Here is a 26,064-nt window from a genome sequence, read left to right as displayed (position 1 = left end):
TTTTTGTTTAGATAGTATAATAAGTTTTATTTAAGAAAGTCAAGAGTAAATCTTGACTTTTTATAGAATCTTGTTTTTTATTTTCTCAATCCAAGAAGCAATTCTTTCATCAGTTAGGTCATCTTGGTTATCTTCATCTATAACTAAACCTGCAAATTCATCACCAATTTGTGCTTTAGAATATTCATACTCATAACCATCAGTTGAAGTAAATCCTATAATATTTGCATTTGCTTTTTTAACTTGTTCATACATTATTCCTAAAGCATCACAAAACTCATCACCATAACCATCTTGATCCCCTAGTCCAAATAGTGCTACTGTTTTATTTGAAAAATCTAGTGAGCAAAACTCTTCCCAAATCTCATCCCAATCATCTTGAAGTTCACCTTCTCCCCAAGTTGAAGTACCTAGGATTATCTTATCATAGTTTAATATATCATTTACATCGCTATCACATATATTATATATTTTAATATCCCCTAAAGATTTTGCAATTTTATTTGCAACTTCTTCAGTATTTCCTGTGCTACTAGCAAAAAAAAGTGCTGTTGCCATATTTTATTATTCTCCTTTTATCTAATTATTGACCTTAATGAATATGGAATTGCTTTTATTACATAAGGTTTATGTTTTAATTCATCTACAAAAACAGGTATATGTCTTTTAAAATCATTTGCTTTTGGATAGACTAAATATACTTGCGTATAGTTTTCATTTTTGATACTTTTGATTGCATTTTCTAATTCATTTTTAATATTTGGTTTTTTAACTTCTATATTTTTCCAAGAAGTGTAAATTTTAAGTGAATCAATATCTTTTCCTTTTATGGAAATAGAATCACCCAAATCTTGAACTTTTTTATCTTTATGTAATTTTTTAATTTTTTGAAAAACAAACTCATGAAATAGTAAATCTTTATCTAGCATTAATTGAAGTTGATTATTTACATAGCATAAATTAATAAGCTTTGCTATTTTTAACATCTTTTGAGAACTACTTATAAAAGTAGATTTTCTATTTTTATAAGCATTAATTATTAATGTAGAATTTTTACAGAAATTAAAAGATGAAGAAAGCTTAAAAGTTTTTATATAACTAATAGGTAATAATGAATCAATTTTATATTTAAAAGCATTTTTTAATGGGTATCTTGCCAGTTTTTTTTGCTCAAATTTATTAAAAGTACATGTGTCTTTTAATATATTATTACTTAAGTTTAAAAAAAGCTGTCTTAATCTAAAACTAGAGTTGAATTGATCAAAATCTTCCGGCAAGAACTCATTACTATCAATAAAACCTAAAAAATTTTTATGAAAATCAATAGTATTTAATATCATTATTTATTTCCACAATTTGCATAGCAGTCATTGCAATTTTTGATACCCATAACTTTTACATATTCATCATAAACACAATTTACACTTCTTTTAGCACAAATAAAAGGTATCTCTTTTCTTTTTGCTTCACTTTTATACTTAAGCATAGTATTATGGTTTAAAAAAGAAGTAAGCATTATAATGCAATCTGTATCTTGTGGTATTTTTTTCTTGGGAGCAGATGATTTTTTTCTTGCATCCCAATGATTGATTGTTTTTGCACCTAAATCTTCTAACATTGTTGATATTTGAGAGATCTTATCTCCTCCAATAATTAAAACGCTCATTTTATTTCCCCTTTTAGCAAGTACAACCTGTTGGTTTAATTAGTTCATCTTTGTTATTACAAATAAATAAAGAAGCCATTTTCTATCCTTTAAATGATAATCATTATTAAAATAATATAGAAAGTTTTCTTAAAGTAAGATTAATATTGATACTTGTTATCAAAAAGATTGAAAATAAAAAAAGGCCAAGAGTTAATCTTGACCTTTTATCTTAATAAAAGAGAAAATATTTTAAAAACTATATGTAACATTTGCTACAAATTTATTAAAATCATGTCCATCATTTAATACAGAGTCTTTATCTGCATCTACATCAGTATAGATTACTTCTACACCTAGTTGTTCAGTGATACTGTATGCTGCTGCAAAAGTTAATTCTTTATCTTTTACATTGTTTTCATTATTATCAGTATTTTCATATTTTGATTGAGTATATAGTGCAGAAATTTCTAAATCTTTAAATGTATATCCTGCACCTAAATAGTAAGATTTTGAATCAGTTGCATAAACTGCATCACCTAATTCTTCTGTTGGATCAATATTATCACCTAATGCATCCATTGAACCAATTCCTCCTTTACTATCTGTTTTTATATATCCAGCTGTAAAAGTAAAATCAGCAATATTTAATCTTGCTTCTAAATTTAAAATGCTTCCATCTTCATCATTTGAACCATTTACATTATCTTCGTTTGTTTGTGCGTAGTGTGCAGTTAATCCATAAACATCAGTATCAAAAGTAGTTTTTAATCCATAATAATCAGCAATATCTTTTGCAGTATAAAAATATGGATTAAATACTAAACCTTTTAATGGCTCAACTTTTGCATCAATTACATATCCAGCAGAGTTATCACCTTTTTTATTTTCAAATCTTTCAAATTTGTCATGTGTATCTAGTGTAATTTCCGCTTGTCTATTTGTGTATCCAGCAGTTAAAGTTGTATATGGGATTGCTTTTAATACAGCAACAACACCATCATTATAATCTCCTAACCACTCTAAATCAATCTCTTGTCTCCCCGCTTTTACTAAAAAAGTATCATTTTCATATTGTACATATGCTTCTGTAACTGAACCATCTTTTTGCATTGTAGCTTCGTAATCATCGTGATTTTCTTCTGATAATTCTGTATTACCTCTAAATGCAACTCCTGCTTGGAAACCTTTATATGTATCTGTTTCAAATTTTAATCCAACTGAAGGTGTAGAAAAACCACTATCTTCCTCACCACCTTTTTTATTCCATGTTTCATAATGAACAGAAATATCTCCACTTACTTTACCATTTTTAAACGCTTCATCAATAGAAGTTGAGTCAGCAAATAAAGAAGTAGTGCATAAAATTGCCGCGCTTGCAAATAAACTTAAATTCTTTTTCATATATTTCCTTTGTGTATTTTTTAGAAGAATCTTTTTTGTGATGCAATAATAAAAAAATAAACATTAAAAAAAGCTTATAATGATAGTTGTTATTAATATCATACCAAAAACTTTTATAAAAATATTATCTTAAAAGAGATTAAATGCAACTTAGTTGCATTTACCTTGAAATTTTATGTAAATTTACATACCAATCTTCACTTACATCCTCTTTTTGTAAATTTTGAAGTGTAAGTTCAATATACTGGTTGTTTAAGATATTTACACATTCAATTTTTTCTTCTGGAATATCAAGTACATCAATACAATACTCAATAACCATTTCTTCATATTCTAGTTGATGACTATATTCATCTTCTCCAAGTTCAATAAGAAAAAAATCTTCCATCTAAGCCCTTATAATAAATTTTGATAATTATTATCAATCTGAACTTATAAAAAAATTAATTAGAATTTAAATTTTACTTCCGTGTAAAAAATATTCTAATATTAGTTTCTAATACCTCTTCTACTTTTTTATCAAAAATATTAGCAATTCCAATAAAAAAATCACCATTTTTTGATATTTTATAGTTTATACTTAATTTATCTGAATTTTTCCAAAGTTTAAATTCTAATTTTTAGAATAGTGTCAGAAATAATAGTAAGTATCATTGATATAAATTAATAATTCTTATTTTAGAATTTATAGATGAAAGATAAAAAAAGTTTCTAAAGATAAAATTATTTATCTTTAGAAGGAATATATTTAAAAAATAAATATAAAATACCTACCATAATTATAACTATTCCAACAGATAAAAATGATAGCTCTACTTCTGCTGTTTGTCCTCTTTGGTAGTTTTTAGGCACAAATAAAAACATTGTAGAAAGAAGCATAAATGATGAAGTTGCAATGGCTATAATATGTGCAAAAACCATATTCATCTTTGTAATATAGAAATCTTTTACCATCTTCCAAGTTACAAATGCAGCTGTAAAAACAATAACTAAAACTATAATTTGATCAAAATTTTGCATAACACTCCTCTTTATTAAAGTTTACTATTTTATGTATTCTGTTCTTAAATAGAACTTATTATAAAGGAAGTTTTATAATAAACTTTGCTCCTGTGTAAGTTTTATTCTTATATGTATATGTAGAGTTTTGAACATCAATTGTTCCATATAGATGCTTTTGTACTATTTCTTTACTCATATATAACCCAATCCCTGTTCCATTTGTCTGATGTTTTGTTGTAAAGTAAGGCTCAAAAATTTTATTAAAAATCTTTTCTTCTATGCCTTTTGCATTATCTTTTATCTCAATTATGGCTTGATTATTTTCTTTATAACAAGAAATAAAAATATATTTTTCTTCTTCATTTATTTTTTCAAGAGCATCATTTGCATTATTTAAAATATTTAAAACTACATGAATTAGTTCATTTTGTAAGGCTAAAATATTTATCTCTTCTATTTGTTTTATTATTTTAATATTTCTATTTTTAAGTTTTGACGAAAGTAAAGATAAAGTCTTATCAAAAACAATTTTTATATTAAAGTTTTCTTCATTTTTAGAATACTTAAAAAAGTTTCTAAAATCATCAATTGTTTGAGATAGATGTTTTGCTGATTCTAAAATTGCATCTAAAAATTCATTTAAATTAGTTTCATCTAAAATACCAAACTCTTTTTGCATTTTTATACCACTAGCACTTGCTGTCATAGTAGATAAGGGTTGTCTCCATTGATGGGCAATGTTTTCTATCATTTCTCCCATTGCTGCCATTTTTGATTGTTGATATAAAAGCTTTTCTTTTTTTTCTTTTTCTTTTTCAAGAATTGTTATATCTGTAATATCAATAACTACACCAATAAGACCAGCTACCTTATGATTTGAATCAAAAAATGCAGATTTATAAAAAACAACATTAAATCTTTTATTTTCACTTTTATTAAAAACTTCAGATTGATAAATTTGAGGGTTTTCTTCTAGCTTAAATACTTTTTCATCTTGTAAATGATAGATTTGTGCAATATCTTTTGGGGCTATATCATATACAGATTTACCTAAAATTTCATCTGCATTTATTCCTGTTAATTTTTCCCATGCTTTATTGCAACCAAGATATTTACCTTCTATATTTTTATAAAAAATTGAAGTTGGATTATTTTTCAATAAAGTATGCAAAAATAGTTTTTGATTTTCAATCTCTTTTATTTTTTCTTTTATTTTATCTTCTAATACAATTTCTTTTTCTATTTTTTGTGTAATATCTCTTGCAATAGTAATAACATATTTTTTATTATTAATTATTTGTAATTTATTATTTGATTCTAAATAGTATTTTTTTCCACTTTTAGAAAAATATTTAGAATATGTTGTGCTTTCTTGAGTTTTATTTATTTGTTTTATAAGTTTTGGAAAAGCTTCATTTTCTAAGGGTTTTCTTATTTTTTCTATATCAATTTTAAAAAGTTCCTCTTTTGAATATTCAAATTTATCTAAAAACATTTTATTTGCATAGAATATTGTTGAGTTTTCTATATCTGTTATAAATACAATATCATTTGCATTAAATAGAAGTTCTTCTATTATAGAGAAACCTTTTTTAGTCATTTTTTATAAACCCTCATCTTTTAAAAAATCTTTAATTATCTCTTCATGGTCAAATGTAAGTTTATCAAAAGGGATTTCATTTAAACTATAAATGTGTGCGCTTTTAGCGTCATCTGCTGCAATTGGGTCATCATATGCCTTACAAATATATACACAAGATACACAATGAAATCTTTTATCTCTTTTAGGGTCTGAATATACTCCTAATAATTTTTCAATACTTACTTCTAAGTTTACCTCTTCTTTCATCTCTCTTTTTAAAGCCTCTTCTACTTTTTCTCCCACATCAACAAAGCCACCAGGTAGGGCAAATCCTAATGGAGGATTTTTTCTTTGTATTAAAACAATGCCTTTTAATTTCTCTTCTTTAGTATAAATTTTTATAATTCCATCTGTTGCTAAAAAAGGAGTTTTTAGTTTATGTTTAAAGCTTTGCAAGTTTTTTCCTATTCTTATATAAAATATTATTTTTATTTTAGCATAACTTATTTTTACTAATTATTTCTTTTTTATTTAGTATAAATATTACAAAAAAACAATAAATTTTTTTAAAAAGATAAATATTTTGATTTAGTAAAATATAAACTGATTATTAAATTAAAATAAAACACAAAACTCCTATTTTATGGCTTTTTTTTTAGAATTATAATTTATTTGAAAAATTAAAAATAATTATATCTTATAATATAAATTACTAATTTAAATATTATTAAAAACTAAATGCTTTACAAGATACCATCAAATAGATATTTAATAATTTTTTTATAAATAGAACTTATAACAAACTATTTTTTTTAAGAAAATTTTAATGATATATATCAATGAAAAATTTTCCTTTAAGGGTTAGAATTACAATCATATTAAAGTTAATTAAATGTTAATTTTAAAAATTAAAATTTAAAACTTTAATAAATTTAAAGTTAAGGAGACGAGATGCTATCTAATTTTCGTAAAAGTATAGTGTTACTTTCTGCGTTATTTGTCTCTTCTAGTTTTGCTTCTTCTGATTTGCAAACAATCATGAAAAATAGAGGTTTAACTGAAAGAGATATTTTATCAGCAGCAAAGACATATACTCCAACAGGTATGAAAGATGAATACTATGTATTTAGTTCAGGAGGACAATCTGGACAAGTATTAGTATATGGTGTTCCTTCTATGAGAATTCTAAAATATATTGGAGTTTTTACACCTGAACCTTGGCAAGGATATGGTTTTGATAATGAATCAAGAAAAATTCTTGAAAGTGGTTATATTAGAGGACAAAAAATAGAATGGGGAGATACACACCATCCTAATTTTAGTGAAAAAAATGGAGAATATGTAGGAGATTATCTATTTATTAATGATAAGGCAAACCCAAGAGTTGCAGTTATTAATCTTCATGATTTTGAAACAACTCAAATAGTGGTAAACCCAGTATTAAGAAGTACTCATGGAGGTAGTTTTGTTACTCCAAATACTGAATATATAGTTGATGCTGCACAATATGCTGCTCCTTTTGAAAATGAATGGGTTCCAATTGAAGCATATGAAGAAAAATATAGAGGAGGAGTAACTTTATGGAAGTTTGATTATGAAAAAGGAAAGATTAATGAAAAAGAGTCTTTTACTTTAGAACTTCCACCTTATATGCAAGATTTAAGTGATGCTGGTAAGGGTGTTTCAATGGGATGGGCTTTTACAAATAGTTTTAACTCAGAGATGTATACTGGTGGTATTGAAAAAGGCTTACCTCCTTTTGAAGCTGGTATGAGTAGAAATGATACAGACTATATGCATATTTATAACTGGCAAATTTTAGAAAAACTTGCAAAAGATCCTAAAAATGTAAAGGTTATTAATAATCATAAAGTTGTAACTATTGATGCAGCTGTAAAAGCTGGAGCTTTATTTTTAATTCCTGAAGCAAAATCTCCCCATGGGGTTGATGTATCTCCTGATGGAAGATATTTAATTGTTGGTGGAAAATTAGATACGCATGTTTCTATTTATGACTTTAAAAAGATTAAAAATTTAATTGATACTAAAGATTTTATTGGAAAAGACCCTTTTGGTATTCCAATTTTAGATATGAAAAAAAGTTTACATGGTCAGCTTGAGTTGGGACTTGGGCCTTTACATACTTCATTTGATAAAGAAGATGGGATTCTTTATACTTCACTTTATGTGGATTCTCAAATTGTAAAATGGGATTATAAAAATCTAAAAATTCTTGATAGGGTAAATGTTCATTATAATATTGGACACCTAGATACAATGGAAGGTAAATCTACAAAACCAAGGGGTGAATACGGTATTGCTTTAAATAAACTATCAATTGATAGATTTTTACCTGTGGGACCACTTCATCCTCAAAATCATCAATTAATTGATTTACAAAGTGATAAGATGGAATTAATTTATGATATGCCTTTACCTTTAGGAGAGCCTCATGATGTTGTATCTATTCATGCAAGTAAAATTAAACCTAAAAAAACTTATGACAAAATGGGTACAAATAGTAGAACAGGAGAAGTTCACGAAGGTGCTACACTTGCTGGACAAGAAAGAATAGAAAGAGATGGTAATAAAGTTAAAGTTTATATGACTGCTATTAGAAGTCACTTAAATCCAGAAAATATCACTGTTAAAAAAGGTGATGAAGTTACTATTTATATTACAAACTTAGAAAGAGCAACAGATGAAACTCATGCTTTTGGTGTTTCAGGATTAAATGTACACGCTTCTGTTGAGCCTGGAAAAACAGCTTCTGTTACATTTAAAGCTGACCAAGAGGGAGTATTCCCTTACTATTGTACAGAATTTTGTTCTGCCTTACACTTAGAGATGATGGGATATTTAACAATTAAAGATGATAATAAAAAATATCCAAACTATAAAGCTGCAAAAGTAGCAAAAATGTCTCCTGAAGAGTTACAAAAAGAGTATAAAAAAATAGTAGCTACAAATAAAGCAACAGATGCTGTTATTCAAACTGTTGTTAAATTCTTAAAAGAGAAAGGTTTTGAAAAATATCCTCAAGTTAAAGCCTTAGTTACTGATGCTTTAGACCAATATGGAAAAATTCCTGCGGAAAAAGAAAAAGCAAATAAAGCTTATAAAGAGGGTGATTTAAATACTGCAATTTTATGGGAAAACCAAGTATGGCAATATATGGTTAAAACAGCAGATGTTGGATTAAGAGCTAAAAATCTTTTAGCAAAAGAGTTATCAACTCCTATGAGTGAAAAAGCTAGAAAAGGTGAAGAAGCTTACTTAAGAGGTGGATGTAATGGCTGCCATGTTATTGGAAAAGTAAGTTCAGGTCCTGATTTAACGGGTGCACTTTTAAGACATGAGAATGCAGAAAAATTCTTATATAACTTTATTTTAAATCCAGAAAAATATTATGACCATCCTTATATTGATGCAATGATTAAAGCATTTAATCTAAGAATGCCAAATCAAAATATGAAACCAGATGAGGTTAAAAATATTATTGAATATATGAAATGGATTGACGAAAACGCACATTTAAATCAATAAATAATAATCAGTAAGAAAGTTTTTTCTTACTGATTATATACCCTTTAGGAGAAATTAAATGAAAAAATACCAAGTTTTTACGGTATTGGCTTTATTATTAATAAGTTTTTGTTTTACAATACCAATAATTGGTTTTCACGGAGTTATGAATAAAATTAAAAATCATAATACAGATGCAATTCCTTCTTATTCATATTCTATTTGGAATTTTTATGAGAAATTTCAATATCAAAGTCCTAATACACCTAAAAAAGCAATTGGTTCTTTAGAAAATATGTTGCAAGCAAGAGCAGAAATAGGGGTTGCAAGTATCCCTGTTTGGAAAGTATCTCTTGAAGCTCCAAACTATCCAAAAGAGGCTTTTCCAGATGGAATACCTGTATTCTTTCATTTTGATGGATATAGTGGAGATGTACAAGAAATGAATACAATTAATCACTATATAGGTATGTATCCTATGGAACACGGAGGGCAATTTGAAAGAAAAATAGTACCTTATTTCTTTTTACTTTTAACTTTGATGATGCTTGGATATTTATATTTAAAAAATAAGTATTCTTGGCTTTTAATGGTAGTTCCTATTATCTTGCCAATTGCTTTTTTAGCTGATTATGCAGGTTGGTTATATTGGTATGGGCATAATATGCAAGAGTGGGGTGCTTTTACAATAAAACCATTTATGCCTACAGTTTTTGGAGATGGGAAAGTTGCACAATTTACAACTCACTCATACCCTACAGTTGGTTATTATATTTTAGTTATTGTTAGTATTTTAAGTATATTAGCAGTTTTTTCAAAATTAAAAGAGCAAAGAAAATAATATTATGAAACAACTTCTTTTAGTAATATGTTTAACTATAGCATCTTTTGCATCCCCACTTCAAGAAGCTATAAATAAAGCTTCAGAGGGTTCTATTATTCAACTTCAAAAAGGTGAATATTATGGAAATATAGTAATAAATAAACCCTTAACAATAGATGGCTTAGATAAAAGTGCAAAAATAGTTGGAGATGGTAAGGGTACAGTTATTACTATTAATAGTTCAAATGTTACATTAAAAAATCTAACAATTAAAGGAAGTGGTAGTAGCCATGAAAAAATTGATAGTGCCATTTTGGCCCAAAATGTAAATAATATTAAAATAAAAAATAATCATATTGAAGACTCTTTATTTGGAATAAATTTTCAAAAAGTAAATAGGTCTTTAATTATTGATAACTTTATTACTTCTAAAAATTATGATTTGGGCTTAAGAGGTGATGCTATTAGGTTGTGGTATAGCCATGATAATCAACTTCTTAGTAATAAAATTTATAAATCAAGAGATTTTGTTATTTGGTATTCAAGTGGAAATGTTATTGAACAAAATCATGGAAGTTATAATAGATACTCTTTACACTTTATGTATGCAGGTAGAAACTTAGTTCAAAACAATCTTTTTGAGCATAGTTCAGTTGGGATATTTTTTATGTATAGTAGTGGAACAACTGCTATTAATAATACTATTAAAAATTCAACTGGTGCTTTTGGGGTTGGAATAGGGATGAAGGATAGTTCTAATTTTACTTTAATAGATAATAAGATTATTTATAATGCAAGAGGTATTTATATAGACCAATCTCCTTTTCAACCAAATACTACAAATATCTATAAGAATAATAAAATCCTTTATAATTCAAGTGCAATTCAATTTCAAGCTTTAAGAGAAAAAAATATTTTTCAAGAAAATATTATCAAAGGGAATATGGAACCTATAGTAAATGATTCTCCAAGAAATAATTTAAGTTTAAATCTTTGGCATAGGAACTATTGGGATAATTATGAAGGCTTTGATAGAAATAAAGATGGTGTTGGAGATATTCCTTTTAATCACTATATTTATGCAGATAAGTTGTGGTTATATAACCCAAATGTTAAATTCTTTTATGGTTCAGTGGTAATTGATTTATTGAATTTTTTAGCAAAATTTGCACCTTTTTCAGAGCCTTCTTTATTAGCAAGTGATAATGAACCTTTAATACAATGGAGCCAAAAAGATGAAAGATAGAAGAGATTTTGTTAAATTAGGAGTAGGAACACTTTTTTTTGGTTCTGTATTTTCTTCAGGAATATATCTTTTTCCTAAGTTAAATGCAAAAACAAACTTTTTAAGACCTCCTGGGGCATTAGATGAGAAAGATTTTTTATCTACTTGTATTAAATGTGGGCAGTGTGTTCAAGTATGCCCTTATCATACTTTATCACTACTTGATATAAATACTGGAAGTAGTGCGGGAACTCCTTATGTTGATGCAAGACAAAGAGGTTGTTATTTATGTGATCTACTTCCTTGTGTATTAGCTTGTCCAAGTGGCTCTTTAAACCATGCCATAACAGAAGCAAAAGATGTAAAAATGGGAGTTGCAGTTTTAAAAAATCCAAATAAATGTTTGGCTTTATTAAATGAAAAAGTAACTAAAGAGCATATAGAAGAGATTTTAACTCATTCAAATAAAAATGAAAGAGAAGAAAAAGTTTTAAAAGATGTGCAAAGTTATGTGGGCAAAGCCTGTACGATATGTGCTGATTTATGCCCTTATTTAGAAAAAGAAAAAGCTATAAAAATGATGCAGGATAAACAAGGTCGTTGGTATCCTGAGGTTAGAAGTGAATGTGTAGGTTGTGGTGTATGTGAGGAGTTATGTCCTTCAAAAGATGAAGCTGCTATTGTAATAGTTCCAAGAGCAGAATATAAGGAGATATATGGATGAAATATTTACTATTTTTAATAACATTAGTTTTTTTATTTAGTGGTTGTGAAGAGAAGCAAACAAAAGAAACAACAACTACTCAAGCAGTAGAACAAACTCCTAAAATTAAGATAATTGAGGGAGAAAAAATAAAAGAGGAAAATCCTTTTATTACTTATGATTTAGATGGTAATAAAAAAGTTAGTATCTCTCCTGATGGTGTTGAAACAAACTTAACAAAAGAAATAGCAGCTTTAGCAACTATTAAAAATAACTATGAAAGGTTAAATATAGCTATTTTGTCAAAGTCTTTAAGTAAAAACTATATTGTTAAATGTTCAGCATGTCATGATGATTATGCAAATGGAGTAGTGGGTCCTTCTTTAATAGAAAAGAGTGAAAAAGAGATAAGTGATATGATAAAAGCATATAGAGCTAAAACAAAAGTTAATGAGCTAATGAAATATCTAGTTTCTCAAATGGATGATAAAGAGATTGAATCTTTAGCAAAAGAGATTTCTAATTTAAATAAAGAGATACAAAGGCAAAAAGATGAGTATAAATAGAGTAATTGCACTAATACTAGCAACTCTTATTATTGTACTAATGGGATATTTAATTTCACAAGAAAGTACAAATGTAGTTGTTGAAAAAAAGCAAATATCACAAGAAAAACCTATAGCTAAAGTAGTTATAAAAAGTGAAGAGGAGCAAAAGCTAGAGGATTTAAAAAAACAAGCTGGTTCTACATTAAAAGTAAGTAATTTATATGTAGTTAGATGTTCTTCATGTCATGGGAAAAAAGGTGAAGGTACAAGAGTGGCTCCAAGTATTATGGGAAAATCTCAAGAGTATATTTTAAAAAAACTTGATGATTATAAAAATGATAGGGTTTCTAATTCTTTAATGAAAGGATTATTAAATAATGCTACTGCTTTACAGTTGGAAGAACTTGCTAAAGAGATTTCAAATTTTAAATAGTTAAGGCTAATTATGAATAAATATAATACAAGAGCTACAATAGAAACTGTGTCCTTTTTTGATACTTTTATTAGTACTTCTAAAGATGGGAAAAAGAGATTGGGCATTAGATTTTATAGATGGCTTAGTGTAATTTTAATACACCTTATTTTTTTTCTTTCTTATAATATTGATTTACAAGTTTTAGAAGGAACTTTAAGTGGCTCTAGGTTTTTAGGATTTCATTTAATTGATCCTTTTATAACTTTAGAGGTTTTTTTAGCTCATCATAAAATACCAATAAATCTAATAATAGGTACAGCAACAATAGTAATAGTTTACCTTCTAATTGGAGGTAGAGCTTACTGTTCTTGGGTATGTCCTTATACTATTATAGGAGAAATTGCTGAAAAAATACATAGAAAACTTTTAAAAGCAAAACTTATAAAATCATATAGTTTTAATGAAAAAATAAAATATATTTTTTGGTTTATTTTTTTATTACTTAGTTTTATTAGTGGATATTTAGTTTTTGAAACTTTTAATATTGTAGGTATTTTAAGTAGGGCTATTGTTTATGGATATAGTGTAGCTTTATCTTTGGTTTTAGCTGTTTTTTTAGTAGAAGTGTTTTTTTCACAAAGGGCTTGGTGTAGATATATTTGTCCTATTGGAACTACATATGCTTTAATTGGTTGGCCTAGTGCTACTAAAATAGTTTGGGATGATAAATGTGATCATTGTCAGGTTTGTAGTAATGTATGTTTAGTACCTCATGTTCTTGAAATTACTAAAAAAAATGCAAATAATAAAAATGAAAAAGAAAGCTTTATTTTAAGTGGTGATTGTACTTTGTGTGGAAGATGCATAGAAGTATGTCATCAAGATGCTTTAAGATATGAAACTAAATTAAAGAAGTTAATATGATAAAAATAAATAATCTAACAAAAAAATTTGCCAATCAAATCTCTTTAGATAATGTCTCTTTAGAGTTAAATAAAGGTGAAAACATAATTATTATGGGGCAAAATGGTGCAGGTAAAACCACACTTATAAGAAGTATTTTAGGGCAATATTTACCAACTAAAGGAGAGATTTTAATAGCTAATAAAGACCCTTTTAAAGATAGGGTAAATACTTTAAATCTTATAGGCTTTGTTCCTCAGCTTCCTCCTCCTATTAGATTAACAGTAGAAGAACTTATCTTATATGCTAAAGTTTCAAGCAATGTAAATATAGATGATATTTTTAGACTTTGTAAAAAAATGGATTTGGATTTACAAAGTCATTTAAAAAAAGTCTTTTTTAAACTCTCAGGGGGAATGAAACAAAAATTATTAATATCAATTGCTATTGCTAAAAATCCTGATATTTTTATATTTGATGAACCAACTGCAAACTTAGACCCAAAGGGTAGAGAGATGTTTTACTCTTTACTTGAAGAGTACAATGAAAAAAAACTTATGATTTTTGTAAGTCATAGAATAGATGAGGTTTCTCATATTGTAAATAGAAAAATACAAATGGATTTAGGAAAGGTAATTAGTGATGAAAAAATATAACTATTTAATATTATTACTTTTAGTTTTTTTTAGTATGGGCTGTGAAGTAAAAGTTGATACTACTGCAAAAGAGATAAAGTGGGATAGGGAAATTTGCCAAAGATGTAAGATGATAATAAGCAATAGAAATTATGCAGTTCAAATTATCAATCCTACAAATGGGGAAAGATTTTATTTTGATGATATTGGTTGTATGGTAGTATGGTTTAAAGAAGAAAAACTAAATTGGGAAAATGAAGCTATTATTTATATCTCTGATGCAACAACAGGAGAGTGGTTAAATGCAAAAGAGGCTTATTGGGTATATGGAGCTATTACTCCTATGGCTTTTGGATTTAGTGCTTATAAGTTTGAAGTTGAAGGAAAAACTAATCATAAGTTTTCATATGTAAAAGAAAAAATATTAGGAAGTTTATAATGAAAAATTTAATTTTAGTTTTTTCAACTGATATAAAAGAGTCTTTGCGTTCTAAATGGTTTTTATTTTATACTTTAGTTTTTGGAGGAATTATTGCCCTATTTTTTATTACAGGTGTAACTGAATCAAGGGTACAAGGTTTTAGTGGACTAAGTAGAGTTTTACTTATTTTTATAGAAATTTGTATAGTTATAGTTCCAATTTTTATTTTAATAAATACTGTAAGAACAATTGCAGCAGATAGAGATAGTAATGTATTAGAGTATCTTTTATCTTTTCCTATTTCTTTAAAAGAGTATTTTTTTGGGAAAATTTTAGGAAAGCTATTTAGTACTACTCTTCCTATTTTAGGAGCATTAGCTCTTGCTTTAGTTTGGAGTATTTTTAAAAGTGTACAAATTCCTTGGGAAGTGTTTTTTTACTTTATTTTATTGATTATTTCAGTAAATATATGTTTTTTAGGTTTTAGTTTTTTTATTTCAAGTTTAGTAAAAACACAAGAAATCGCCCTTGCAATTGCATTTTTTTTATGGCTTTTTTTCTTGGCTTTTTTAGATATTTTATTAATAGGTGCTTTAATTAAAACCACTGCAAATGCAGAACTAATTTATAGTATAGCTTTAGTAAATCCTCTACAAGTTTTTAGAATAGGAGCTATTGTTTTATTTGACCCTCAACTTTCAGTTATTGGTCCTGCAAGTTATTTTATTTTAGATGAATTTGGAAAAAACTTTTTAATGGTTTATTGTCTTGTTTATCCAATCTTATTAGGATGTATTTTTAGTTTTATTGGATATAAAATTTTTAAAAAGAAGGATTTAGTATGAGAATTTTTTTATATTGTTTATTTTTTGTAAATTTTGTTTTTGCAACACCTATTTCTTTAGTTGGTAAAAAGTATGAAGATTTAAAGCTTAAGCAAGAGAGTTGTCCTATAAAAAAAGTATCTATTTCTAAACATAAATTATGGTTAGGCTATGTACAGTTTAATAATGGAGTAGTTGTTGCACTAAGTTCACCTAAATATACTTTTGCTTACTCTTTACAAAATAAAAAAGAGGATATTTATAAGGTTTATATAACTGATTATAAAACTGGAAAAATTATTGATTCACAAACTGCTTTTTATGTATTTGGAAGTAAGATTATGTCTGTTGGTGGAGATGATATTATTCCTTTTTCAAAAAAAGTAGATGCACAAGATTTTTTAGAAAAGCAAAGTGGTAAAAAAATTTATAGCATTGATAGAATGACTGCAAATTTTATTAATTATTTAGAACTAAGATAATGAAAAAATATATAAAAGAGTATTTTTCTACTTTTACTGATGAGATGATAGAAGAGATTCTTAATATTTGCAAAATGATTACTTATCCCAAAGATAAAATTGTTTTTTATGAAGGGGATAAGGCTTTTAATCTTTTTTTATTAGTTGATGGAGAAATTTGTGTTTATAAAACAAATGAAAATGGTTCTACGCAAGTTTTAAGATATTTTAAACCCTTATGTTTAATAGCTGAACTTGCCAATGTAGATGAAATACCATATCCAGCCACTGGCAAATGTGAAAAAGAATCTAAAGTTATCATAATAGATTATAAAAAGTATATTACTCTTTTTGAAAATAAAGAGGAAATGCTTTTAGCTCAAAAAGTATTAATGGATTCAATTTCTAAAAAACTTTATTATCATGTAAATTTAAATAGTTTTAGACCTATTCGAAAACTATCAATTTTAGAACAAGTTGTAAGTTTGATTTTGGAAGATATTTCTATATTAAATGAAAAAAAACATTGGAAAGTTGCACAAGATTTGGGTATATCTGCTGAAAGTTTATCAAGAACTCTAACAAAATTAAAAGAGCAAAAATTAATTAGTATGGATGAATACAATACCTTATCAATTTTAAATAGACAAAAGCTAAAAAGCTATTTAATAAAGTAAAAAAGAAGAGATTATTTCTCTTCTTTTTCTAAATAAATAGTTTGAGTAGGGAAAGCAAAAGCACAATTGTTTTTTTCAACTAATTGTGAAATCTTTACAATTACATCTTGTTTTGTCTCTAACCACTCTTCCCAAACTGGGCTTCTACTAAAGCAATATACTAAAATATTTATAGAACTACTTGCATATTCATCTATATATACTAAAAGATTATTTTTAATTCCCATTAAATCCTCTTTTTTAAGTAAATATGGCTTTTTATCTATATTTAGTTTATTTGATGCAATTGCAGGGTGTTCTTGAAGCATTTTTCTAATATCAATAACTAAATTTTCAATATCACTCATTTTACTATTATAAGTAACTCCAATAGACATCTTAATTCTTCTTCCTATTACCCTTTTTGACCAGTTTAAAATTGCCATATTTGCCAATTCTGCATTAGGAATAGTAATCATACCATTTGCAAAAGTTCTAATTCTTGTAGTTCTCATTCTTATATCTACAACAGTTCCTTCTACATTTCCTGCTTGTATCCAATCTCCTTGAGAAAAAGAGTTATCTGTAATAATATTTAATGAACCAAAAAAGTTAGAAAGAGTATCTTTTGCTGCAAGTGCTACTGCAATACCTCCTATTCCCAAAGAAGCAATAATAGCTTTTATATCAAAACCTAATTGAACCAACAAGAAAAGTGCAACAAAAATAAGAATTAGTATTTTTATAATTCTTAATATAAAATCAACCATCTCTTTTCTCATATTTGGATATTGGCTAAATATCCTATCTGAAGATTGATTTATATAGTTTGTAAGAATTCTATAAAACATAAAACTAAATATTGCTAAATATGTTGTATTAAACCAAGGTACTAAGTTATTGATTCTTTCTGCATCTTCAATTAATAAAAATAGTGAAAGTTGCAGTGCAAAAAGATACACTATAATAGAAACTGTAAATCTAAAACTATTTGGAATAATCTCTAAAATAGTTATATTTAAAACTTCTATTTTTTTAGATAATTTTTCAGTTAAAATTTTTGCTAAAAAAGGAAGAACTTTTTTATTTATTAACATAAAAATAAAAAATACAGCAATTAAAATTACTATTTTTCCAATAGAGATATGAAAATAGTAATCCAAACTCTCTGATAGATTTTTTATATATTTATTTGTATCTATTTTTTTAATAACATATTTTAAACTTAACTCATCAAGTATAAAATTACTTGGTCTATATTCATTCATATTTGTTTTTAAATAGTTATAGATAAGTTTATTTGCTTTAATTTGATTTGATAATACTAAAAAAGAGTCTCTAAAAGCACTTGCAATAGGGTCTTCTTGTGTTATTACTTCATTATATGTTTTTTCAAAACCACTTAAATCAATTCTTTTTAATCTTTTTAATTGTGCATCTAAAAGATGAATAAAATATTTTTTATCTTTAAAAGAATTTTTACCATCAATTATAGAGTTAATAGTATCTGCAAAATATTTTTTATTTTCTAAGATTTTTACTTTTAGCATATCCCTTGAAATAGCTAAATTATTATCATATTTAGAGTTAATATTAATTTTGCTATTTAAAAATCTTAACTCTTTTTGAAATTCAATATTATCAAAAGGATATAAAACTTCATCATTTATATTTTTTGTGATTTTTTTAATTTCACTTTCAACTTTTTCTATTTGTTTAGTTACATGGTTTTTAAAATCTTTACTTTGAATAAGTTTGATAATAATCCCTATATCATAATAGTTTAAATCATCTTCTTTTATAGGGTTTGTTATATCATCTTGTTTTACTTCTGTTGTTTGTGTTGTATTATCTTGTTGTGCAGTTGCTGCTTTAATTAGTGTAGTATTTGCAAAAGCATAGCTTGCAAATATCAGTAAAAACAGTAATTTTAAAATATTTGTTTTGATGTTAAATCCTTTCTAGTATCTATTTTAATATTATACTAAAAGTTAATTTATTGGAAAGTTATAATTAGATAAAAAAAAAGAGTAGAAAACTCTACTCTTTTAGAAGAACAATGAAAAAAATAAATAGAAGTTCGCGGTTTCTATTTACTCATAAAGAAATTATGACATCTACAAATTAACTAAAGGAAAATCAAAAGTTAATAAAGAGTTAACAAATCTAATAATAAAATTAAAAGATAAAAGGAGAAAAAATGCAAATTTTAATTTTTTCATTGGTAGTTATATTATTAGTAGGCTATATTTTTTATAAATTAAATCAATTCTATTCTAAAAAAACTATAACTTTTGGGACACTTTTTATAATTGGAATTATTTGGTTGGGTATATATATTTCAAATAATAATGAAGTTGGAATAAATAAAGCTTTTAAAGCAAAATATAAAAAAGAATTTGGATATAAAATAGATAAACTTTCTTCAAATATTATAAATAAAGGTAAGAATTTAAGCCTAAATGAATACTTTTATAGATTTATTTATATAGTTAAAAAAGATAATAAAGAGTTTGTTTGTGAAGCAAATGATATTTTTGTTCAAGTGATTCAAGATGAGTATGTTTTTAAAGATATAAAAGAAAAATGTAGAGAAAAATAATTAAAAATAAAGTGTCATAATGAGTAAAAAAGCCACAATACAGTCACATTTTGTGTAAAAAAGTAAAAAAATAATAAAAAACTATGGCTAATTTTTATATAATTTTCTACTAATATTTTTACTCAGGGAGACATATGTTAAATAATGTAACAACAAGAACGAAGTTGATGTTTTTTCCAGTATTATTTATTGTGAATATAATAGTAGCTGGCTTCTTATTTTCTTATTTTAATGGTAAAGTAAAACATACTGCACAAGCAGAACTTGAAACAGAGATTTTTATACAAGATGTATTAAAGGGAAGAATTTCTGTATATCAATTCTTACGAAATCCCAATGATAATACAGCTCAAAAAGTAAGAGAGGATTTTAAAAAGCTTGATGATGAAGTAAAAGCTTTAAAAGGAACATTAGAAGTTCCTGAAAATAAAAAACTTTGTGATGATATTTTAGGACTATCAAGTGACTATATAGCTTTATTTGATAATTTTTCACAAAAAAGAATTGATGAACTTAAGTTAGGAATTGAAAAAGAATCATCAGAGGTATCAGCTATTGTTAAAAAGATGGCTCAAACAGGTTTAGTTTTAGAAGATAAACTTTTAGTAATAAATAAAAATGCCATTGCTCTTAAAAATGAAGCAGATACAAATTTAAATAGGGCTTTATTGGTACTTGCAATTTTTTCTGCAATTGTATTTGTTGTTTTTTCTATCGCTTTATCTTCAATGATAGTTAATACATTAAATCATTTTAAAGATGGATTATTGTCATTTTTTGCTTTTTTAAATAAAGAAAGTGATAATGTAAAATCTTTAGAAGCAAATGGTAAAGATGAATTTGCACAAATGGCAAAAGTAGTAAATGAAAATATTACTAAAATCAATGAAGGCTTAAAAAAAGATAATGAAGCTGTAAAAGAGGCTTTATTAATAGTTGAAAAAGCGAAACTTGGATATTTAAATCTACAATTAACTGCAAAACCAAATAATCCTCAATTGGTTCAATTAAGTGAAGCTTTAAACTCAATGATTAAAAATATAAAAGGAAATGTTGATTCTATTTCTGTTGTATTAAAAGAGTTTAGTAATTATAAGTTTACAAGCAAAGTTGATAATAAAGGTATGCAAGGGGATATGGCAGCTTTAATTGATAGTGTGAACTTTCTTACAGATGAAATTTCTGGTTTATTAAAACAATCTTTAACTATTGGTCTTACATTAGATGAAGCTTCTGATCAATTAATTATAAATGTTGATAAATTAAATACAAGTGCAAATGAAGCAGCAGCTTCTTTAGAAGAAACAGCAGCGGCATTGGAAGAGATTACAAGTACTATTGTAAATAACTCTGAAAATGTATCAAAAATGAGTAGTTATGCACAAGAGTTAAGTAGCTCAGCAAGAAATGGACAAAGTTTAGCAAGTAAAACAACAGTAGCAATGGATGAGATAAATACTCAAGTAACAGCTATAAATGAAGCAATTACTGTAATTGATCAAATTGCTTTCCAAACAAATATTTTAAGTTTAAATGCTGCTGTTGAAGCAGCAACAGCAGGTGAGGCTGGTAAAGGGTTTGCCGTTGTTGCACAAGAGGTGAGAAATCTTGCTTCAAGAAGTGCAGAAGCAGCAAAAGAGATAAAAGAGCTAGTTGAAAATGCAACAAGTAAAGCAAATGAAGGTAAAAATATCAGTGCTGAGATGATAAGTGGGTATGATAAGTTACTTGAAAATATTGATAAATCTACACAAATGATAAGTGAAATTGCAAGTGCAAGTAAAGAGCAAGAAGCAGGAATTACACAAATCAATGATGCAGTAACACAATTAGACCAACAAACACAACAAAATGCAGCAATAGCAACACAAACACATGATATAGCAGTTCAAACTGATACAATTGCAAAAGAGATAGTAAGTGATGCAAATGCAAAAGAGTTTTTAGGTAAAAAAGAAGCAAAAGTTGAAAAAGTACAAACAAAAAAATATGAAGAGCCAAAGGCTAAATATGAAGCTTCATATGAAAAAGATATTTATATAGATAACAAACCAAAAAAACAAGAAGTATTTGTGTCTAAAACAAAAGATGATGATGAGTGGGAAAGCTTTTAAGCTTCCTACTCTAAAAATACAGGTTTAATAATATAAGCATAAATAGAAAATATTACTTCAATAACAATCAACCAAATAATAATCCACTCTAAAAATTCACTAGATTTTTGATTTACTTTATCTATAGCAAAATCAATAGATTCTTTTAAATATGAAATTTTATGTTCAATTACTTCAAATCTTGATTTTAAATCCAGTTGAAAAGAGAGCTGATTATACAAAGACTCTAACTCCACATCATCCCAAATAATATCTGGTTTATCAAGTAAATAAAGCTTATTTAAAATATGAAATCTCTCTTTTGCAATTTTAGCTGCAAAGCCCATAAGATTTTTTCTATCTTTTATTTTTAGTTTTTCTAATTTTTCATAGATTTTAGCACTCTCTTCCATTTTTATTTCAAGTGATTTTTCACTAATTTCTAAGCCTACACTTTGAGATAAAGCTAAAGAAATAATAGAAGCTATTGCTTTATTAAATTCGTTGTATCTAATAATTTGGTCATCAATTATTGGTTTTTCACAACTTTTATCAATTATCATTTTGTAGTCTTGATTTATTAAAGCAGTGGTATAACTATTTGCTTCTTTTATATTTAATCTTGAAAGAAAAGATTTTATTTCATCATTTGTAAAATTACAAAAGGTGATAATTCCAAATGTTGTTACAAAGATATATTTATCATTTGAAATCTCACCAACAAAAGATTTTTCAATAGTTGTTAAAACTAAACCTGGAAATTCATTTTCTAAGTCTTTTTTTGTTATTACACTTGGTATTTCAACAGAAATAAAATGAATATTATTTAACATATTTCCTCAATATTATAAAAGTATTAAAGTTGCTAATCCTAAAAAACTAAAAAAACCAACTACATCTGTAACAGTTGTAAGTATAACTGTTGAACCAATAGCAGGGTCAATTTCAAATTTTTCTAAAATTATAGGAATTACAGCACCAAAAAAACCTGCACTAAGTAAGTTTATTATCATAGACATAGCTATTACTAAACCTAAAAGTGGTATTTTAAACCAAAAATAGGCAATTATTCCTATTACCAATGCAAATAAAAATCCATTTACCAGTGAAATTATAACTTCTTTATAGATGGTTTTTTTTGCATCTGTATAACTAATCTCTCCTAAAGCCATCTGTCTTACCGTAACAGTAAGAGTTTGTGTACCTGCATTTCCACCCATAGAAGCAACTATTGGCATAAGAACAGCTAAAGCAACTAAAGATTGAATAGTCGCATCAAATAAACCTATAACAATAGAGGCTAAAATAGCTGTTATTAGGTTTATTCCTAACCAAAAAGCTCTATTTTTACCAATAAGATAAAGGCTTTCTTCTTGTTCTGCTTCATCATTTACCCCAGCAAGTGAGTATAGCTGTTTTGTATCTTGTTGTTGAATTATATCATGAATATCATCATGTGTAATTCTTCCAATAAGTCTGTTTTCATCATCAACAACAGCTAAGGCACTTAAGTTATAGTGTGCAAACATCTCAACAACTTCTGAAATATCTTCTTTGTGGTTTATACTGTATTCAGTTATTTTATCTTTTGCTATTTCATCAAATTTTTGAGAGTGTTCGTATAAGATTAGTTCTTCAAGTCCAATTGCACCTAAAAATTTTCTATTGTTATCTATCAAATACGCATGAAAAATATTATCTAAAATATTTTCTTCTTTTTGTTTTTTTAATCTTTTTAAAGCTTTTCCTATATTTTCATCAATAGAAACATAAAAAAGTTCACTTTGCATATATGAACCGGCTTCATAATCTTCATAAGAGTTAAGTTGCTCAATGATTTTTTGGTCTTCTTTATCAAGTTTTGAAAGGATATTTTCTGCTACTTCTTCATCTATTTGAGAGATATTATAAATAAGTGTTGAAGCATCATCACTATCCATTTTTGAAGTAATATTTGCGATTTTTGTATCACTAATAATACTTGGTATCTCTTCTTGAATATAAGTTGGCATTTCACATAAAATCTCAGCAAAAAGTTCACTTGGCATCTTTTTACAGATAAATTTATATGACTCTTCATCTAATTTTCTTAAAGCTTCAAGCTCCTTTGAAATATCAAATGGGTGTAAAATACTCTCTTTATTTTTATGGTCGTTGATAATTTGTAATAAAAAATCTTTTATCTCTTGGGCATTTCTTAACTCTTCCATAATCTTCCTATTATTCTATTAAATATATATTTCTTAAAATATCAACCATTGCTTCAACTGAACTTTTAGAAGCTGTTTCTTCAATAGTATGATAACCAATAGTTGGTATTTGTAATGTTGTACCTTGGATTGTGCTTTTACTTGCATTTATTATTCTTCCAAGTTCAGTAACTCCTAATGAAGTTTTGATATTTTGTTGTTTCATAATATTTTTAATGTACTCATCTTTATAATGGTATTTTATTTTATTTTTTAAAGCAATTTTTTTAATCTTATTTTTTAGAGGTGACCTAAAATAAGCATTTTCATCTCTATTTCTAAATATAACATCTAAGTGGTTAATATCTTCTATACTCTTATATGGACTTGTGTCTAAAACTAAAAGTTCATTTGTACAAATATCAAATCTTCTAAAATATTCAAGTAAAAACCTCCAACTTCTACCAGCCTCTTCAGCTGCAGTGAAAAAGGCTGTTCCTTGGTATCCTTGTTGGTATAGATATACTATTATTGCTACTGAAATTGTATTGTCAATTTGAGCTGAAATCATATTGTCATTTATTTTTAATCTATCCATAAAAGCAATAGGAGTGCCAGGTAATAAATGCCCTAAATTATCAACTTTAAAGATAATATTGTTTCTTCTTTCACATAAAAAAGCATCTTTTATTGTACCAATTCCAAGGTAACTTCCTGACCAAGGCTCATATGCTTGAACTTTTTGATTTATAAATCTCATCTCAAAGTTTTTTAGCATCTGTTCTGAGTTTGAGTTACCTCTTAAATCAGCTTTGTTTTTTGCGATAAAAGCTGCATATTGAAACTCATTGTGTCCTGTACAAATAAGACCGTGTCTATCTGCATGTGCTGAGATATATCCGCTTTCTGGTTTATCTCCTTTTGCTACTAATAACCCATCATAGTACTCAACTTTGATGTTTAAATCTTCTAATTCTCTTTTTAAAAACATAAAAAAAGAGTGCTCAGCTCCTACTACACTTGGTACTCTTATAAGCTGTTTTAATATATCGTAAAACCCTTCCATTTTAAACTACTAAATCCTAAAAATAAAAGACTAAAAAGTCACTTGTTTAAATAGTGTAAAGACCTATTCTTGCCTAATTTTCTCTTCCCAAATTTATCTTATAAACTTTGGCAATTATAATAAATAATTTATTAAGAAAAAGGTTGAATTTTTACTTGAGTTTGTAATATGGAGAGATTTTAAAGAAATTTGGAAAATAATACAATTGTGACAAGGTTAATGTAGAATTTTAGATTAATAAGACAAAAGTATTAAAATATGTAGATTTTACGCTTGTTTATCTTGATGAAATAGTTGAAATATCTATTTAACTCCTTTCTTTAATGCTAATATATAAAGTTATATAATGAAAAATAAGGAAATTTAAAAGATACTTATTCATTATAAAAAGAACTTCAATTAATTTTTCTTCAAATGTTTTTTATAAAATCAATCAATGGTTTTAATTTTAAATTTAAGTAATATTTAATAGCAAAACTATAAAATTAAAAAATAATATTATATATGTTAATAATTTAGCAATAGGAATTTTGCAACCTTCAGTTCTATTTGGTAATTCAGAAAAAATTATTATTTTTCAGGAACTAAAGGAGTATTTTTAATTAATAAAGATTCTACAAAAGAAGATATTAATTGAGTAAGGCATGATGATTTTATATGGTCCATCAAATGTAGAATTAGCAGGAATAATTTCTTCTTTAGCTATTTTTAAATTATCTAATTTAAATTTAATTGATAACTTTAAAATGGTATGGGATTCAAGTCTTTATCCTCGAAAATATTATTTTAAGGAATCAAATGAAAAATAATTGTATTTTTTGTGATATAGTAGCAAATAAAAGTACTTGCCATAAAGTTTGGGAAGATGAAAAACATTTAGCATTTTTATCAATATTCCCGAATTGTGAAGGTGTAACAGTAGTTATACCAAAAAAACATTATTCAAGTTATGCTTTTGAACTTGAAGAAGATGTTTTTCTAAATTTAATTTTAGCAGCTAAAAAAGTAGCACTAATGCTTGATAATAGTTTCGATGATGTTTCTCGTACAGGCCTTGTACTTGAAGGTTTTGGAATTGACCATGTACATGTTAAACTTTTTCCCTTACATGGTACAAAAGAGTATAAAAATAATTGGAAAGAAATAAAATCCAATATTAATATTTATTATAAAAAGTATATGGGATATATATCCTCTCATGATTCATTTAGAGCTGATGATAAAGATTTATCTAAAATAGCAAAAAATATTCGAGATAAAAACTATAAATAGAAATTTATGTACTAATATTTCAACAGGAATTAAATTATAATGTGATTTAGTTGAAATAAATTTTCATATA

Annotated in this window: 28 protein-coding genes; 16 read left to right on the top strand and 12 right to left on the bottom strand. The window is 26.2% G+C overall.

What is annotated here, in order from left to right; all coding sequences use genetic code 11:
- Positions 1–60: 60 nt before the first annotated feature.
- The 8 genes from AMYT_RS10780 to AMYT_RS10745 all read right to left on the bottom strand — a co-directional run bounded on the left by AMYT_RS10780 (position 61) and on the right by AMYT_RS10745 (position 6,089).
- Complete coding sequence (locus tag AMYT_RS10780) at positions 61–558, bottom strand: flavodoxin (RefSeq protein WP_114842536.1); 498 nt, start codon at positions 556–558, stop codon at positions 61–63.
- A 17-nt stretch (positions 559–575) separates the two neighbouring features.
- The gene (locus AMYT_RS10775; RefSeq protein WP_114842535.1) at positions 576–1,340 is read right to left on the bottom strand and encodes a hypothetical protein; all 765 of its coding nucleotides are present in this window, start codon (positions 1,338–1,340) and stop codon (positions 576–578) included.
- Entirely contained in the window at positions 1,340–1,666 is a 327-nt protein-coding gene (locus AMYT_RS10770) for a DUF2325 domain-containing protein (RefSeq protein ID WP_114842534.1), read from the bottom strand. The genes AMYT_RS10775 and AMYT_RS10770 overlap by 1 nt, the downstream gene beginning before the upstream one ends.
- Positions 1,667–1,897: 231 nt before the next feature.
- Entirely contained in the window at positions 1,898–3,049 is a 1,152-nt protein-coding gene (locus AMYT_RS10765) for an Opr family porin (protein ID WP_114842533.1), read from the bottom strand.
- Between the two features lie 160 nt (positions 3,050–3,209).
- Positions 3,210–3,437, bottom strand: a complete 228-nt coding sequence (locus AMYT_RS10760; protein ID WP_114842532.1) for a hypothetical protein — start codon at positions 3,435–3,437, stop codon at positions 3,210–3,212.
- Between the two features lie 335 nt (positions 3,438–3,772).
- On the bottom strand, positions 3,773–4,069 hold the full coding sequence (locus AMYT_RS10755) for a hypothetical protein (RefSeq protein WP_114842531.1): 297 nt from the start codon (positions 4,067–4,069) through the stop codon (positions 3,773–3,775).
- A gap of 58 nt (positions 4,070–4,127) precedes the next feature.
- Entirely contained in the window at positions 4,128–5,651 is a 1,524-nt protein-coding gene (locus AMYT_RS10750) for a sensor histidine kinase (RefSeq protein WP_114842530.1), read from the bottom strand.
- Between the two features lie 3 nt (positions 5,652–5,654).
- The gene (locus AMYT_RS10745; protein ID WP_114842529.1) at positions 5,655–6,089 is read right to left on the bottom strand and encodes an NUDIX domain-containing protein; all 435 of its coding nucleotides are present in this window, start codon (positions 6,087–6,089) and stop codon (positions 5,655–5,657) included.
- Between the two features lie 495 nt (positions 6,090–6,584).
- On the opposite strand from AMYT_RS10745, the gene nosZ reads away from it, so the two are divergent.
- Genes nosZ through AMYT_RS10685 form a run of 12 tightly spaced genes read left to right on the top strand, consistent with a single transcriptional unit; the run spans position 6,585 to position 16,793 of the window.
- On the top strand, positions 6,585–9,179 hold the full coding sequence (gene nosZ / locus AMYT_RS10740) for a Sec-dependent nitrous-oxide reductase (protein WP_114842528.1): 2,595 nt from the start codon (positions 6,585–6,587) through the stop codon (positions 9,177–9,179).
- Positions 9,180–9,237: 58 nt separating this feature from the next.
- A complete protein-coding gene (locus AMYT_RS10735) occupies positions 9,238–9,999 on the top strand; it encodes a cytochrome C (RefSeq protein ID WP_114842527.1) in 762 nt (253 codons plus the stop codon).
- A 4-nt stretch (positions 10,000–10,003) separates the two neighbouring features.
- On the top strand, positions 10,004–11,227 hold the full coding sequence (gene nosD, locus AMYT_RS10730) for a nitrous oxide reductase family maturation protein NosD (RefSeq protein WP_114842526.1): 1,224 nt from the start codon (positions 10,004–10,006) through the stop codon (positions 11,225–11,227).
- Positions 11,217–11,930, top strand: coding sequence for a 4Fe-4S dicluster domain-containing protein (locus AMYT_RS10725; protein ID WP_114842525.1), 714 nt, complete (start codon positions 11,217–11,219; stop codon positions 11,928–11,930). The genes nosD and AMYT_RS10725 overlap by 11 nt, the downstream gene beginning before the upstream one ends.
- Entirely contained in the window at positions 11,927–12,475 is a 549-nt protein-coding gene (locus tag AMYT_RS10720; RefSeq protein ID WP_114842524.1) for a c-type cytochrome, read from the top strand. Before AMYT_RS10725 ends, AMYT_RS10720 begins: the two co-directional genes overlap by 4 nt.
- Positions 12,462–12,890, top strand: a complete 429-nt coding sequence (locus AMYT_RS10715; RefSeq protein WP_114842523.1) for a c-type cytochrome — start codon at positions 12,462–12,464, stop codon at positions 12,888–12,890. Before AMYT_RS10720 ends, AMYT_RS10715 begins: the two co-directional genes overlap by 14 nt.
- A 12-nt stretch (positions 12,891–12,902) precedes the next feature.
- A complete protein-coding gene (locus tag AMYT_RS10710; RefSeq protein WP_114842522.1) occupies positions 12,903–13,796 on the top strand; it encodes a NapH/MauN family ferredoxin-type protein in 894 nt (297 codons plus the stop codon).
- A complete protein-coding gene (locus AMYT_RS10705) occupies positions 13,793–14,431 on the top strand; it encodes an ABC transporter ATP-binding protein (protein WP_114842521.1) in 639 nt (212 codons plus the stop codon). The genes AMYT_RS10710 and AMYT_RS10705 overlap by 4 nt, the downstream gene beginning before the upstream one ends.
- A complete protein-coding gene (locus AMYT_RS10700; protein WP_114842520.1) occupies positions 14,418–14,849 on the top strand; it encodes a nitrous oxide reductase accessory protein NosL in 432 nt (143 codons plus the stop codon). The genes AMYT_RS10705 and AMYT_RS10700 overlap by 14 nt, the downstream gene beginning before the upstream one ends.
- Positions 14,849–15,676: an ABC transporter permease gene (locus AMYT_RS10695; protein WP_114842519.1), complete on the top strand. Its 828-nt coding sequence runs from the start codon at positions 14,849–14,851 to the stop codon at positions 15,674–15,676. The genes AMYT_RS10700 and AMYT_RS10695 overlap by 1 nt, the downstream gene beginning before the upstream one ends.
- Complete coding sequence (locus tag AMYT_RS10690; protein ID WP_114842518.1) at positions 15,673–16,137, top strand: nitrous oxide reductase accessory protein NosL; 465 nt, start codon at positions 15,673–15,675, stop codon at positions 16,135–16,137. The genes AMYT_RS10695 and AMYT_RS10690 overlap by 4 nt, the downstream gene beginning before the upstream one ends.
- Positions 16,137–16,793, top strand: a complete 657-nt coding sequence (locus AMYT_RS10685; protein WP_114842517.1) for a Crp/Fnr family transcriptional regulator — start codon at positions 16,137–16,139, stop codon at positions 16,791–16,793. The genes AMYT_RS10690 and AMYT_RS10685 overlap by 1 nt, the downstream gene beginning before the upstream one ends.
- An 11-nt stretch (positions 16,794–16,804) precedes the next feature.
- Here AMYT_RS10685 and AMYT_RS10680 read toward each other — a convergent pair whose 3' ends face one another.
- The gene (locus AMYT_RS10680) at positions 16,805–18,322 is read right to left on the bottom strand and encodes a mechanosensitive ion channel family protein (RefSeq protein WP_114842516.1); all 1,518 of its coding nucleotides are present in this window, start codon (positions 18,320–18,322) and stop codon (positions 16,805–16,807) included.
- A 650-nt stretch (positions 18,323–18,972) separates the two neighbouring features.
- Here AMYT_RS10680 and AMYT_RS10675 point away from each other — a divergent pair.
- Both AMYT_RS10675 and AMYT_RS10670 read left to right on the top strand, forming a co-directional pair.
- Positions 18,973–19,374: a hypothetical protein gene (locus AMYT_RS10675; RefSeq protein WP_114842515.1), complete on the top strand. Its 402-nt coding sequence runs from the start codon at positions 18,973–18,975 to the stop codon at positions 19,372–19,374.
- A gap of 134 nt (positions 19,375–19,508) precedes the next feature.
- Positions 19,509–21,488: a methyl-accepting chemotaxis protein gene (locus tag AMYT_RS10670; protein ID WP_114842514.1), complete on the top strand. Its 1,980-nt coding sequence runs from the start codon at positions 19,509–19,511 to the stop codon at positions 21,486–21,488.
- 5 nt (positions 21,489–21,493) lie between these two features.
- Here AMYT_RS10670 and AMYT_RS10665 read toward each other — a convergent pair whose 3' ends face one another.
- From AMYT_RS10665 to AMYT_RS10655, 3 genes are read right to left on the bottom strand one after another with little or no spacing between them, the layout of a single operon-like run.
- Positions 21,494–22,300, bottom strand: coding sequence for an RMD1 family protein (locus AMYT_RS10665; protein ID WP_114842513.1), 807 nt, complete (start codon positions 22,298–22,300; stop codon positions 21,494–21,496).
- Between the two features lie 12 nt (positions 22,301–22,312).
- Entirely contained in the window at positions 22,313–23,677 is a 1,365-nt protein-coding gene (gene mgtE / locus AMYT_RS10660) for a magnesium transporter (protein WP_114842512.1), read from the bottom strand.
- Between the two features lie 10 nt (positions 23,678–23,687).
- A complete protein-coding gene (locus AMYT_RS10655; protein ID WP_114842511.1) occupies positions 23,688–24,722 on the bottom strand; it encodes a zinc-binding metallopeptidase family protein in 1,035 nt (344 codons plus the stop codon).
- A 644-nt stretch (positions 24,723–25,366) separates the two neighbouring features.
- Between AMYT_RS10655 and AMYT_RS14975 the strand changes: the two genes are divergently transcribed.
- Together AMYT_RS14975 and AMYT_RS10650 are read left to right on the top strand one after the other, a co-directional pair.
- A complete protein-coding gene (locus tag AMYT_RS14975; RefSeq protein WP_162919502.1) occupies positions 25,367–25,531 on the top strand; it encodes a hypothetical protein in 165 nt (54 codons plus the stop codon).
- Complete coding sequence (locus AMYT_RS10650) at positions 25,521–25,994, top strand: HIT family protein (protein ID WP_114842510.1); 474 nt, start codon at positions 25,521–25,523, stop codon at positions 25,992–25,994. Before AMYT_RS14975 ends, AMYT_RS10650 begins: the two co-directional genes overlap by 11 nt.
- The last annotated feature ends 70 nt before the right edge of the window (positions 25,995–26,064 follow it).

Origin of the sequence: Malaciobacter mytili LMG 24559, from assembly GCF_003346775.1 — a bacterium.
GTDB classification, from domain to species: Bacteria; Campylobacterota; Campylobacteria; order Campylobacterales; family Arcobacteraceae; genus Malaciobacter; species Malaciobacter mytili.
This window is presented reverse-complemented; position numbering and strand designations above follow the sequence as displayed.